This window comes from Rhizobium sp. NLR8a (assembly GCF_019685235.1).
Lineage (GTDB): Bacteria > Pseudomonadota > Alphaproteobacteria > Rhizobiales > Rhizobiaceae > Rhizobium.
Map to the genome: position 1 here is coordinate 231,692 of NZ_JABDWI010000002.1, position 12,656 is coordinate 244,347.

At 62.7% G+C, this 12,656-nt stretch carries 14 protein-coding genes and 1 pseudogene; 7 read left to right on the top strand and 8 right to left on the bottom strand.

Annotation, left to right across the window (positions count from 1 at the left end; genetic code table 11):
- Nucleotides 1-298: 298 nt before the first annotated feature.
- Nucleotides 299-496 (bottom strand): annotated as a pseudogene (locus tag HJC04_RS04290) (4-oxalocrotonate tautomerase); the annotation flags it as partial.
- Between the two features lie 110 nt (nucleotides 497-606).
- Here HJC04_RS04290 and HJC04_RS04295 point away from each other — a divergent pair.
- The 6 genes from HJC04_RS04295 to HJC04_RS04320 all read left to right on the top strand — a co-directional run bounded on the left by HJC04_RS04295 (nucleotide 607) and on the right by HJC04_RS04320 (nucleotide 4,566).
- Nucleotides 607-1,491 carry a LysR family transcriptional regulator gene (locus tag HJC04_RS04295; protein WP_221123122.1) on the top strand — a complete coding sequence of 295 codons (885 nt, stop codon included), beginning with the start codon at nucleotides 607-609 and terminating at the stop codon, nucleotides 1,489-1,491.
- Between the two features lie 94 nt (nucleotides 1,492-1,585).
- Nucleotides 1,586-2,095 carry a nucleoside kinase gene (locus tag HJC04_RS04300; RefSeq protein WP_221123124.1) on the top strand — a complete coding sequence of 170 codons (510 nt, stop codon included), beginning with the start codon at nucleotides 1,586-1,588 and terminating at the stop codon, nucleotides 2,093-2,095.
- Nucleotides 2,096-2,293: 198 nt separating this feature from the next.
- Nucleotides 2,294-2,641: a helix-turn-helix transcriptional regulator gene (locus tag HJC04_RS04305; protein ID WP_221123148.1), complete on the top strand. Its 348-nt coding sequence runs from the start codon at nucleotides 2,294-2,296 to the stop codon at nucleotides 2,639-2,641.
- Nucleotides 2,634-3,137: an SRPBCC family protein gene (locus HJC04_RS04310; RefSeq protein WP_097598909.1), complete on the top strand. Its 504-nt coding sequence runs from the start codon at nucleotides 2,634-2,636 to the stop codon at nucleotides 3,135-3,137. Before HJC04_RS04305 ends, HJC04_RS04310 begins: the two co-directional genes overlap by 8 nt.
- Nucleotides 3,138-3,239: 102 nt before the next feature.
- Nucleotides 3,240-3,605 carry a VOC family protein gene (locus HJC04_RS04315; RefSeq protein ID WP_221144932.1) on the top strand — a complete coding sequence of 122 codons (366 nt, stop codon included), beginning with the start codon at nucleotides 3,240-3,242 and terminating at the stop codon, nucleotides 3,603-3,605.
- A 100-nt stretch (nucleotides 3,606-3,705) separates the two neighbouring features.
- A complete protein-coding gene (locus tag HJC04_RS04320) occupies nucleotides 3,706-4,566 on the top strand; it encodes an NmrA family NAD(P)-binding protein (protein WP_221144933.1) in 861 nt (286 codons plus the stop codon).
- Between the two features lie 91 nt (nucleotides 4,567-4,657).
- Here HJC04_RS04320 and HJC04_RS04325 read toward each other — a convergent pair whose 3' ends face one another.
- Complete coding sequence (locus tag HJC04_RS04325) at nucleotides 4,658-5,521, bottom strand: NmrA family NAD(P)-binding protein (protein ID WP_210632626.1); 864 nt, start codon at nucleotides 5,519-5,521, stop codon at nucleotides 4,658-4,660.
- A gap of 118 nt (nucleotides 5,522-5,639) precedes the next feature.
- Between HJC04_RS04325 and HJC04_RS04330 the strand changes: the two genes are divergently transcribed.
- On the top strand, nucleotides 5,640-6,539 hold the full coding sequence (locus HJC04_RS04330; RefSeq protein ID WP_097598956.1) for a LysR family transcriptional regulator: 900 nt from the start codon (nucleotides 5,640-5,642) through the stop codon (nucleotides 6,537-6,539).
- Between the two features lie 102 nt (nucleotides 6,540-6,641).
- On the opposite strand, the gene HJC04_RS04335 is transcribed toward HJC04_RS04330, so the two are convergent.
- From HJC04_RS04335 to HJC04_RS04360, 6 genes are all read right to left on the bottom strand, one after another.
- Nucleotides 6,642-7,412 carry an SDR family NAD(P)-dependent oxidoreductase gene (locus HJC04_RS04335; protein ID WP_097598957.1) on the bottom strand — a complete coding sequence of 257 codons (771 nt, stop codon included), beginning with the start codon at nucleotides 7,410-7,412 and terminating at the stop codon, nucleotides 6,642-6,644.
- Nucleotides 7,413-7,657: 245 nt separating this feature from the next.
- Entirely contained in the window at nucleotides 7,658-9,415 is a 1,758-nt protein-coding gene (locus HJC04_RS04340) for an adenylate/guanylate cyclase domain-containing protein (protein ID WP_221144934.1), read from the bottom strand.
- A gap of 127 nt (nucleotides 9,416-9,542) precedes the next feature.
- A complete protein-coding gene (locus HJC04_RS04345) occupies nucleotides 9,543-9,743 on the bottom strand; it encodes a hypothetical protein (RefSeq protein WP_097598913.1) in 201 nt (66 codons plus the stop codon).
- Nucleotides 9,744-10,000: 257 nt separating this feature from the next.
- On the bottom strand, nucleotides 10,001-10,879 hold the full coding sequence (locus tag HJC04_RS04350; RefSeq protein ID WP_097598914.1) for an FHA domain-containing protein: 879 nt from the start codon (nucleotides 10,877-10,879) through the stop codon (nucleotides 10,001-10,003).
- Nucleotides 10,880-10,881: 2 nt separating this feature from the next.
- Nucleotides 10,882-11,787 (bottom strand): type II secretion system F family protein, encoded by a 906-nt coding sequence (locus HJC04_RS04355; protein WP_221123129.1) that lies wholly within the window; start codon nucleotides 11,785-11,787, stop codon nucleotides 10,882-10,884.
- On the bottom strand, nucleotides 11,784-12,647 hold the full coding sequence (locus HJC04_RS04360; RefSeq protein WP_210632632.1) for a type II secretion system F family protein: 864 nt from the start codon (nucleotides 12,645-12,647) through the stop codon (nucleotides 11,784-11,786). The genes HJC04_RS04355 and HJC04_RS04360 overlap by 4 nt, the downstream gene beginning before the upstream one ends.
- Between the last annotated feature and the right edge of the window lie 9 nt (nucleotides 12,648-12,656).

The window sequence follows — 12,656 nt, forward strand, 5'->3', positions numbered from 1 at the left end:
CTTGCCGCCCATACAGGAGGTAGCTCAGGCGTCTAGCGGAGCGTCGGCTTTGGACATTCCGCTCGACTTATCTTAATGGCCGGAACGAGGGCGCAAAGCCGCCATCTCCCACATCAACGAAGAGTCCCTCTTAGGACAGACTCGGTCGGTTCAGATGCAAAAGAAGCCAGAATCGCCGGCGAAGCCGGCTACCCGGAGGCTTGCAGGTGTTGTATGCGGCAGCCGATAAGGTTCCGGTCAGGGCCGGAGCCGAGGTCCTGGCTATGGCCCGCCGCCCGCCGATCGCTCCTTCGGCCTCTCAGCCCTCGGATTTCAGCTTGCCGCCGACCCCCCAGGAATCCTTGGCAATCTCCGTGATCAGGATTTCCAGCGATTCCGGCGGGCAGGCCAGGGTTTCGACGGCGGCCTTGGTTGCTTCGCGCACGAAGGCGCGTTTCTGCTCGTCGGTGCGGCCGGGATGCATCTGCAGGTGAAGAATGGGCATGTTTTTCCTTCGTTTTTGGCAATGTCCTTCGCCTTGCGGCGGGCATCACGACTATGTTGTAAATGCTGAGGTTGATAAATAAGCTGCCGGTATCGTCATTCGAAACCTGTGAGTAGGCAATCATGGACAAGCTGGCCGGCATGGCGATGTTCGTCAGGGTCATCGACAATGGCAGTTTCGCGGCCGCCGGGGAGATCGCGCGGGTGTCGCCGGCCATGGTAGCCAAGCACATCAAGACGATCGAGACCCGGCTCGGGGCCAAGCTCATCCATCGCACCACGCGGCGCCATCAGCTAACGGAGGTCGGCCAGCTCTATTACGAGCGCTGCAAGCGCGCGCTTGCCGAAGTGGCGCTGGCCGAGGCTTCGGCAAGCGAGCTGCAATCGGCGCCGCGCGGCCGGCTTCGGCTGGTGGCGCCCGTCAGCTTCGGCACACAAGTCCTGGTGCCGGCGCTGATCGAGTACCAGAATGCCTATCCCGACGTCAGCATCGAGCTGTCGCTCGACAACAATGTCCATGATCTCGTCGGCGAGGGGTTCGAGCTCGGCATCCACATCGGCCCGCTATCGGACAGCAGCCTCGTCGCCCGCGCACTCACGCCCTATCGGCGCATTCTCGCCGCCTCGCCGGGTTATCTTGCCCGCCATGGCCGGCCGGCCTTGCCGGAGGATCTGACGACCCATCTCTGCCTCGGCCATTCCTATTGGCGCATGCGTGACCGCTGGCACCTGGTCGGGCCGGGCGGCGAAATGCGCGATGTGCCGGTCTCCGGAAAATTTTCCACCAATCAGGGCGCAGCACTGCGCATGGCCGCGCTCAGCGGCGCGGGAATCGTGCTTCAGCCGGAACTGCTGCTCGCCGCCGATATCGCCGAAGGGCGGCTTGAGCAGGTGCTGCCGGAATGGTCCTACAGGCCTGTGCCGATGTACCTCATCTATGCCCCAAACCGGCGTCCGACAGCGATGCTGCGGACGGTGATCGATTTCCTGGTGGAACGATTCGGCTAAGCCGATCGATGTCGACATAGTGACGGGCGTGCCGGCTCATCCTCCGTCCGGTGAGACTCTTCTCACCGGATCAAAGCCCGTGATAAGAGCGCTCATGGGCATCAAGAACTATTTGATCGAAGGCAGTTCGGGCACTGGAAAAACCTCTGTCGCTTCCGAACTGGAGCGGCGGGGCTACCATGTTGTCCATGGCGACCGCGTCCTGGCATATGTGGGCGACCCCGAGACAGGCCAGGCACTCGCGGGACCACCTGAAGGCGCCGATCGCCTTGTCTGGGGATACGCGCATTGGATCTGGCCTGCCGAAAAGGTCCGGGCCATTGCTGCCGACACCACCCACCCTGTCACTTTCTTCTGTGGCGGCTCGCGCAATTTCCACAAGTTCTTGCACCTGTTCGATAAGGTTTTCGTGCTCGACATCGACGTTGAGACTTTGAACCGGCGATTGGATGGGCGGCCCGATGAGCCTGGCTTCGAGCCGGCCGAGCGGGCTCTGGTGCTCCGTTACCATAAGACCCGGGAGTATCTTCCCGTCGGCATCAATATCGACACGGCGGGCAGCATTACGGGTGTCGTCGACGATATCCTCGCTCAGCTCACCTAAAGTCCTGAAGCTGAATCGGATGCGAAGCGCTCGATCATTGTTCGAAGTGCGCTAAGCCGCGTGAAAGCTGATCAGCTGGATTTCCGTTCGTAGGCACCGGCAGCCGCCGCGGTGCATGACCTCGAGTGGCCGGTCTTCGGCGGGGAAAGTTCGGGGACGCTTGCGCTACCTGCGCGAGCAGGTTATACACTGAACCATATGGTTCAGTATGAAAGTCCTCCTCTCGATCTCTCATTCGCGGCGCTGTCGGATGCGACCCGCCGCGGGATCATCGATCAGCTTGGGCGAGGGGACGCGTCGATCACCAGTCTCGCGGACAAGTTCCAGATGACGCTGACCGGCATGAAGAAGCATGTCCAGGTTCTCGAGCGGGCGGGGCTCGTCGTCACGCAGAAGGTCGGACGGGTGAGAACCTGCAAGCTCGGGAAACGCGGCCTCAAGGCAGAGGCCGAGTGGATCGAGGCGCATCGCAGGCTGTTCGAGGCCCGCTTCGAAGCATTGGACGAAATCATCAGCGAAATGAAACGGGAGGAAAGCGATGACTGAGCAAGTTGAGAGGGCAGGTGGCGCGCAGAACCGCACGTCGGTCGAGCGCAGAGGGGATCGCGAACTCGTGGTAACCAGGATATTCGATGCGCCGCCGAGCACGGTTTACAGGGCGTGGAGCCGGCCCGAGTTGTTCCAGCGCTGGTGGGTGCCGAAATCGGTGCCCGGCATTTCGCTGGTATCATGCGAAATGGACGTCCGCACCGGCGGCAAATATCGGCTGGAATTCGGCGCCGGCGGTTCGGATACCATGGCCTTCTATGGCAAGTATCTCGAGGTGGCGCCGAACGAGCGCATCGTCTGGACCAATGATGAGGGCGAAGAGGGCGCAATCACCACCGTGACCTTCGAAGACCAGGGCGGGAAGACACTTGTGGTTTTCCACGAAGTCTATCCGACCAGGGAGGCGCTTGAGGAAGCACTGCAGGGCTCGGCTGTCGCATTGCCGGAGCAGTTGGAACAGCTCGACGAATTGCTTTCCAGCCTGACCGAGTAGCGCACGGCCTTCAGGCCGCCTTTGCCGCCATCCACGCACATCTGGAACGCAACTCGTCCTGTTTCATTACCGCGGAGGCGGTAAGCAAGGGGAGTTATGGCAATGCTGATCCAGGGAATCTACGCCGCGCTCGCAACGGCAGACATGGATAAAGCGGAGAAGTTTTACACGCAGCTGTTTGACCGGGAGCCCGATGATCGTCCGATGGAGGCGTTGATCCAATGGCGCAACGTCGCCGGAGCGAACATTCAAATCTTCCTCGACAAGGAGAATGCTGGTTTCGGCAGGCTGACCATTGTGGTGCCGAAAATGGATGAAGCCCGCAGAGCGCTCGAAGAGATTGGGGTGACGCTCACAGGTGAATCCGAGGGTGACTACGGAAGGATTGCCCAGATCGCGGACCCGGACGGCAATCGCATCACCCTTGCGGAGCCGCCCTCCCGTCCATTCGATACGCAGCGAGGATAGCGCCGCTGCTTGACGCTCTGGTTTGCGCGCGCCTAACGGCAATGGAACCTTCGGCAGCGCCGAAGTGTTGTGCTCGGCATGATTGCGGGAGGCATGACCGATGTACATCATTGTTGGCGGGACGGGGCGCGTTGGCTCAGCAGTGGCGAAGACGCTGCTCGACGGGGGCGAAGCCGTCACCATCGTCACCCGAAACCCTGAGAAGGCGCGCGCATGGCGACAGCGGGGCGCAGAAGTGGCGATCGCCGACGTCCACGACGTGGCCTCGTTGAGGAAGGTGTTCCGCCGCGGGAAGCGGGCCTTCCTGCTGAACCCGAACGCTGACATCGCGAGCGATACGGACCGGGAGGAGCGCGAGACCGTGCGCTGCCTGCTCGAGGCGATCGAAGGGTCCGGGCTGGAGAAGGTGGTGGCGCAATCAACCATGGGCGCGCAGCCGGGCGAGCAATGCGGCGATCTCAATGTCCTTTACGAACTGGAGACGGGGCTGAGAGGCCAGCCGATTCCCGCCAGTGTCATCCGCGCAGCCTATTACTACAGCAACTGGGATATGATGGTGGAACCCGTCACGAAGGACGGGGTGCTGTCGACCATGCTCCCGGCCGATCTGAAGCTCCCGATGGTCGCGCCCGAGGATCTGGGAAGTGTGGCTGCACAACTCCTGCGGGAGCCGATCGACCGGATCGGCATATACCCCGTCGAAGGGCCGGAACGATACTCTCCCAATGACGTTGCCGCAGCCTTCGCCGCCGCCCTCGGCCGGGCCGTTCGCGTCGAGGTGATCCCGCGCGAAACCTGGGAAGACGCATACCGCAATTTGGGCTTCTCCGACGCGGCGGCCCACTCATATGCCAGGATGACGGCGCTCACCGCCGATGGCCCCGAATATCCCGAGGACTCAATTCGCGGATCGATCTCGCTCCAGACATACATAGATGGGCTCGTTCGGGACTCGTCCTGACGCGCCTTCGTATGGGACTTGTGCCGGGGCAGGCGCCTCGTCTTCAGGTGGCGACCTCCATGGGATCGCTGAAGCCGCCACGGCGTTTTCATCAACCGCGTTCGACCAGTTTGCGGATAGCGGTCTCAAAGGTCGTTGTGCCCTTGCGCGATCGGGCCTCGCCATCTTCGAACTCGATCCAGCCTTCGTTGAAGCCGTCAAGCATGCGCATACGGGGTCGGGGGTTCTGCATGCCCTGGTTCAAAAACAGCGCTTCCCATGTCTCCCTTGCCACCGGCTCGGCACGGACCCTCTTGCCGAGCACGGCAGAGAAGGCCTCCGCCATCTGCAGCGGCGTGATGCGGAGCGGACCCTCAAGCTCGACGATGCGTTTACCGGTCCAGTCCTCCTGCAGCATTTCAGCCGCAGTTGCGCCGACATCGCGCACGGAAACCATTGGCACCGGTTTGGTGACCGGCTGCAGAAAGCTTGGCATGATGCCGCTCTCCCTTGCCGGCGCGATGTCCCAGGCTGAATTCTCCATGAACCAGCAGGCGCGCAAGAACGCTACCGGCATCGGGAGTGTCGACATTGCCCGCTCGACGAGGCCGAGCTGGCTCAGCAGATTCTCCTGCTTTGCCTGCGCGCCGATCGTCGACAGGCACACCACCTTCTTCGGTGACGCCTTTGTGAGCGCCGTCTTGAGCACTTCTATGATTGCTTTCACCTCCGGGAAACCCGGCGCAGGATCGAAGCTTGGCGGCAGAAGCAGGAAGACGCCCTCGGCGCCTTCGAAGGCTTGGGCGAGACCCGCCGCGTCCGTCATGTCGGCAATGGCGACTTCCGCACCTCGATCCCGCCAGGCGCCTGCTTTTTCCGCGTTGCGCAGGACTGCACGGACAGCAAGACCCTGATCTATCAGTTTCGCGCCGACCACGGCGCCGACCTGACCTGTTATTCCAGTGACAGCAAACATTATCGGACTCCTTTTGTCAGCGGCTTTCGCCGCGCCGAGTGAATGATGCGCCAAAGTCGCCTTTGACTGAATTGCCCTTTTGTCAGATAGTTCATGACAAAATATCAGGAATTGGATGATGTTCGACGGACGATTGCTGAATGGGGTCAGCGTGCTGGCCGCCGTCGTTGAGAGCGGCAGTTTTGCGCGGGCGGGCGAGGCGCTGGGGTTGACAGCTTCCGGGGTCAGCCGGGCGGTGGCGCGACTTGAGAGCCGCATCGGCGTGCGGCTGCTCGAGCGGACGACCCGTTCCCTGAGGCTCACCGATGACGGCACGCGTTTCTACGAGCAGGTCGTGCCGTTACTCGGTGGCATCGAAGAAGCCGCTGCCTATGCGGCCGGGACGACGCAGACGGTGCGCGGGAGGCTGCGGATCAATGTAGATCCCTATTTTTCGCGGCTGATCCTCGCGCCGAAGCTCGGCACCTTTCTCGACCGCTATCCCGATCTTCAGCTCGAGGTGGTTACAAGGAACGAGATCGGCGATCTTGTCGCCGACGGCATGGATGTGGCGGTGCGCTTCGGCGAAATCCCCGCCAAGAGCTCGCTGATTGCCCGGCAACTCTTTCGCACGAGGGTGATCACGGTTGCCGCGCCGTCCTATCTCGCACGGCATGGCACGCCGACGCTGCCTGCCGACCTGACCGATCATACCTGCATCCAGTATGAGGACCCCTTGACGGGCAGGCCTTTCGAATGGGAGTTGCGGCGCGGAAAGAAGGTGGTGCCGATCCAAACGCATGGGCGCATCCTCGTCAACGATGCCGGTACGGCCCTTGCCACCTGTCTCGCCGGGATCGGGATTGCCCAGGTCTTCTCGCTCGGAATGAAGCCCTATCTTGACAGTGGCCAGTTGGTCGCTCTCTATCCGGATTGGCCCGATGAGACCTTTCCGTTGCACTGCTTCTACACCTCCCGCCATCATGTGCCGGCCAAGGTTCGCGCCTTTATTGATTTTTGCTTCGAAATCGTCAGCTAGATGCCGCTGCGAGGATCGGCTCGGAGGCTTTTACCGGGCATCTTCAGCGGCTTCCAAAAGCGCCATAAGTCGCATTACAATTGCCGGCGATGTGGCCTTGCCTCAGGCGACGGACCAGCCACCGTCCACCAGCAGGTTCGCGCCGGTGATCAGGCTCGCAGCCGGCGATGCCAGGAAGACGACGGCGCCCACGACATCATCGGTTTCACCGATCCGGCCGAGGGGAATGTGATCGAGCGTCGCTTGGCGATTGGCGGCGTCGGATAGAAAGGGTGCCGTGCCATCCGTATGGATGAAGGTCGGCGATACGGTGTTGACGGTGATATTGTAGCGTGCCCACTCGGCCGCAAGGCAGCGCGAGAGGTGATTGATGGCCGCCTTGCTCATGCAATAGATCGCCTCGCCGCGCAGGGCCACGGTGCCGGCCTGTGAGCTGATGCTGATGATCCGGCCGCCATTCTGCTTGATCATCTGGCGCCCGACCGCCTGGGTCATCAGGAAGGTGCCCTTGACGTTGACATCGAGGATCTCGTCGAGGTCCTTCTCCTCGACGAGCTCGGCGAGATTGCCGGGAGCCACGCCGACATTGTTGACGAGGACGTCGATCCGATCAAACGTCGTCAACGCCGCGTCGACGGCTTGTGCGATATGGGCTTTGTTGGGAATTTCCAGTTCAACAGCGAGGACTTTTCGTCCCGTGCCCTCGAGCTCGGCGACCAGGTCCGCCGAGGCTGCGACATCACGGACCCCCAAGACAATATCGGAGCCTGCCGCTGCACAGGCAAGCGCGCAAGCTCGCCCGATGCCACGGCTCGCGCCTGTTACCAAAGTCACTTTGCCCTCAAGGCTGAAGTCCGGCGCGTTCCTCTGCATCATGGTGCCTCCCTTGATGAAATCAATTTATGCCAGAGTCGGCGCGGCTGCCAGATACTCTGCGCATGTGCAGCGGCCTCCCCGCCGGACCGCAGCGCCGGGGTTCAAGAGAGCCTCATCATGAGTTGCCCCGCAGGGGGCCTCGAAGGACGAGGGGGGTGCTCAGCCATTGTTACCTGCAAGAAGCAGCGTTGCGGCATTCGGTAGCAAACGCCACCATCGGTTCTCGAGGACAATCCGACCCGTCAATTCAGGCCGGCACGGGTAAGTCCTTCGATCAGACGCGCCCGATCCTCGGCGCGGACGAAAGAAGATGTTGCTCCGACCGCGTCCCGTGAGATGTCAGGAACTAGCGATTTAAGCCGTCCGAGCAAGTCCGTGGCAGCCTCCCGGTTGTCGAGAAGTCCGGCACAGGCCGTGCCAATGATCAGCGGAACCGCATGGCCGGACCGCAATCGATGCGCCTCCCGTGCGTAACTCAATCCAAGTTCGTAATTCGCGCCCTGGAAATGAGCCATGGCGTAGTAAAACTGAAAGTCGCCGAGAAAAGCCTCGCGCGGGCTCAGTCTGAGGGCGTAGTCGATGCAACGAATGGCGTCCGCCGCGCGGCCCCCGTTGGCATGCGCAAGTCCCAACTGGCCGTGTGCAAACGCGGAGTTGGGGTTGATCGCGACAGCCTGGCTGATCGCTGCCACCGCCAGGACATTGTCGCGCGTCCCAAAGGCTATCATCGCCTGCGCAAGGTAAGTCCACGGTTCCTTATCGTCCGCGGCCATGGCTTGTTGGACGACATCCCTGGCCAGGCCCAAGGCATATCCCATGTCCTCCCACCCCTGGAACGCGCGCCACATGGTAATCCAACCTTTCATGGCGAGCGCCTGGGCATAGCCGGGGGCCAGTTCGATTGCCCGATCGAGCAGCGGGAGCATCTTCCTGCTGCTCTCCTCAGATAGTTGGGAACACAGGAACACCGCCCGCACGACACATTCCCAGGCATCAAGGCCATGATGCGGCTTGGGGCTTTCGCGAGCATGCTCCGCCGCCAGGAGTTCCGGCCCGATGCGGCCGACGACGCTTGCGGTAATTTCATCCTGAATGGCGAAGATGTCGCCGAGGTTGCCGTCGTACCTCTCGGCCCAGAGATGGACGTCGGAGGCCGCATCGATGAGCTGCGCGGTCACCCTCATCCGGTTGCCGGACTTGCGGACACTCCCCTCGAGAACATAGCGGACCCCGAGTTCGTGCCCGATAGCGCGCACATCCACGGGCTTTCCCTTGTAGGTGAACATCGTGTTGCGGGCGATCACGAAGAAGCCCTTGAGCTTGGATAGCGCGGTGGTGATGTCCTCGGTCAGCCCATCGCTGAAGAAGTCCTGCTCCGGTTCGGCGCTCAGGGCGTTGAACGGCAGCACGGCAATGGATGGCCGCTCCGGAAGTGCAGACCTCAACGATGCCGTTCCTGCGGCCGTCCTTTCCTGAAGGGGGCGGTACAGTCGCACCGGCCTTTCCATATTCTTCAGCGCGCGCTCGCCGAGGTATTCGTAGTCGCAGTCAAGCTTGCCCGGGAGGTGATCGTAGGCCGTGCCGGAAATGCAAATGCCGCCCGGATCCGCCAAGGTCTGGAGGCGGGCCGCGATGTTCACGCCATCGCCGTAGAGATCCCCATCGAGTTCGTGGACCACATCACCCAGATTGACGCCGATCCGGAAGACGATGCGTCGCTCCGTCGGGATATCGGCCTGGTTCTCGGCAACCCCCTTCTGGATCGCGACCGCGCACGCGACGGCATCGACGACCGAGCCGAACTCCACGAGCGCACCGTCGCCCATCAGCTTGACGATACGGCCCTGATGCTCGGCCAGCAGCGGATCGATCACCTCCCGACGCAGAACCTTGAGGGCCGACAACGTCCCAGTCTCGTCATGTTCGACGAGGCGGGAATAGCCGACGACGTCAGCGGCCAGGATCGCGGCCAGCCGCCGCTCTGCTCTTGCGGTTGCCATGGCTGTCTCCCCTCAGGAGATGCGCCGATTGAAACCCAGGCGATTGACGCGACATGCACCATCCGGCTGCCCGACACCGCGACCGTGCCGGTTCATGATACCACTGAGACGGTCATATGGCGACGATTCACAAGGGTGCCGCCTGCAACGGAACAGGGGCCGCGAAGCGGTCAACGCAAAGGTCTGTTGCCGCCCCATGGAAGAACGGCTTAATTCGAAGGTCCGTTTCGGAATTTGGAACCCACTGGCGCGGCGTGCTGAGCAGATCCTCGATCCGGGCATCGATCTCACCCAGGTTCGCTTTCAATTCGTCTACGACTTCGACCATACGCGACGCTCCCGAGGCACCCTTAGGAGATAACATCGGCCTTCATCGGAAACTTGTGGCACTTGCTCATAATGCCGCAGCGTTGCGGCGCGCTTCGGGGCTTCGCCGTTTCGGGCTTTGCACCTCGGCGTGAGGGACGTTGGAGGATGCCGCGCTCCGATAACAGGCTCTTGGAGATGCATATACAAATCACGCGGTGGGAGAATGTAGCGCCGGGTTTCAAGAGAGCCTCATCCTGAGGCGCCCCGAACCGCCAATCACCGCCGCGCCGGCGGCTTGGTGGCGGCGCGCCGTTGCAGCGCAAAACGCGCGGCCGAGCAGTTGACGTCGGGAACGAGATCGTAGGTCTGCTGATAGAGGCTCTGGGCCAGCGTGTTGTTGCCGCGGTTTTCAGAGGCGAGGGCGGCGAGCGCCGTGCGCTTGTAGGCCTCGACGATCGGCGCTGCCGCCTTTGCCAGCGCCGCTTCGTCGGCGGGTTCGGTGCTAAGCGCCAGTGCGGCATAGGTGACATCGCCGTCCCTACCGACGCGGCCGCCGACGGCACCGTTGAAACTCTGCTCGGAAACCTGGCGCATCCGCCGGGCGTTCTTGATGCAGGTCGGAATGCGGGCGGCTTCGGCATTGATGCGCTCGGCCGTCGGACCGGCCTCCGTGCTGCCGCCGCCGGAAAGGATCACATAGCCGATGATGCCGACGACCGCGAGGTAGACGAGGCCCATGCCGGCGAGGAAGGCCGGCTGCTTGAAGAGCGGCTTTTTCGGCTTGCCGTCGTCTGCCTTGGCAGCAGCCTCCTTTTTCGGCGCCTCCTTGGTCGGCGCCTTCTCCACGAACTGGAATTCGACATCCTTGCCGAGGCGGAAGCTGTCGCCTGTTTTCAGTGAGGCCGTCTGCAGCAGCGCCTCGCCGCGCAGCATGATCGGGTTCAGCCCCATGCGGCGGATGATGAAGCCGCCGTCGCTCTGCTTTTCGATGCGCGCATGGATCGGCGCCAGGAAGGGATCGTCGACGACGATATCGGCATTGGCTGCCCGGCCGATCGACATTTCCGCCCGGTCGAGCACATGGCTGCGGCTCTGGCCGCCGGGGCCGGTCTGCAGAAGGCTGGGTTTGTTGCCGCGAAAGAAGGAAAACACCATGATCAGAACATCCCACTCGACATCATCTCGACGATAGCCGGCGCCAGCACCAGAAGCAGGATCGAGACGACGATCATCATCGCCGGCATGACGATCTTGGCTTTCAGCTTTTCACTGGCCCTGTCGGCCTTCTCCCAGCGGCGGAAGCGCAGGTCGCGCGCATGCTCGCGCAGCAGCTCGACGCGGTTGCTGCCCTCGACCTCGCCCTGGATGACGGCGCGGATGACGCGCACCACCTCCTCGGCCGTCATGCGTGCTTCCAGGCGCTGCAGCGCCTCGATCATGCCGGTGCCGAGCGCCACGTCCTTCAGTGTCTGCTCGATCTCCTCGCTCATCACGGTGCCGGGCGCGGCCTCGGCATAGAGCCGCAGGCTTTCCGGCAGGGTCGCCTGCGCCTGCTGCGTCATGACGACCAGATCGAGGAAATAGGGAAATTCGCGCGAGATGCGTTCCTTGCGGTCCTGCATCTTGTCGTCGGCGACGACCCAGAAATAGATGGCGGGGATGAAGCCGAGGATCAGGCCGGCGACCAGCCCGCCGATGATGCTGCCGCTCGCGATGCCGAACAGCACACCGAGCAGGATGAAGCCGAACAGGCTCAAGACGATGAGAAGGGCGATATATTCACGCCCCGTCACGCCGCCGAAGGGCCGGCCGCCATAGATCAGCTTCTTTTCGAGCTGCGCGCCGAAATCGGCGAGGAGCGGCTCGAAGTGTCTCAGCACGAATTCGACGGGCGTGCGCATGCCGATGCTGTCGACGATATTCGGCGGCGGCCCGTCGCCGCCGGCCTTTCGCCGCACCACCTGGATGCTGCCGAGCAGGTCGCCGAGCCACCAGACGATGAGCGCCGCGGTGATGCCGGCAAGGACGATGATGATCGGGGCGAGCGGGATTTGCGACATCATACCGACACCTTCATCATCGAGCGCATCCAGAAGAAGCCGGTGGCGTAGAGAATGGCGCCGACGATCGCGATAACGATGCCGATGGCGTTGCCGAACACCTTGTCGATCAGCTCCGGCTGGCCGAAGAAGATCATCAGGATCATGAACAGCGCGCCGCCATTGACGACGCGGAAGTTCATCCGCGCCTGCGACGACGAGGTGCTGATCTTCTGGTCGAGCTTCCAGATCTCCTTGAAGGATTTCGACATTTCCGTCAGCGGCTCGGATATGTCGCCGCCCTGGCGGGCAAACAGGCCGAGGGCGGCGTCGACCATCTTGAAATGCAGGCTCGGCACGGTGCGGCCGTGGCGGTCGAGCGCCTCGACCAGGCCGATGCCGAGCTTCTGCTCGCGGGCGATGCGCTCGAACTCGCGCGAGGACGGCATCTGGCCGGTGTCGGCGACCGCATTGACGGCGACGGCGAGCGGCTTGCCGGTGCGCACCGCCGAGACGATCTGGTCGACGGCATAGGGAAGCTGCGATTCGATCTGCAGCCAGCGGCGCTGCAGGAAATAGCGGATCGTCGCCTTGGGCAGGAAGAAGGCGACGGGAACGGCGACGACGATGCCGACGATCGGCCCGAAGATCAGCGAGATCAGGGCAAAGACGACGATGGCGGTGATGGCATAGGCGAGGATCATCGTATAGGGCGGCACGGCATCGCGGCCGAAGACCTGGGCCGCTTCGCTGGCGAGCGCGATATCCCGTTCGGTGGCGCGCAGCAGCGGCGCCGGCCATTGCACCGGTGCGCCCCAGACGAGCAGTCCCGCCGTCACCGCGCCGAGGGCGATCGTCAGGATCTGCAGAATGCTGATGTCCATGGTTCCACC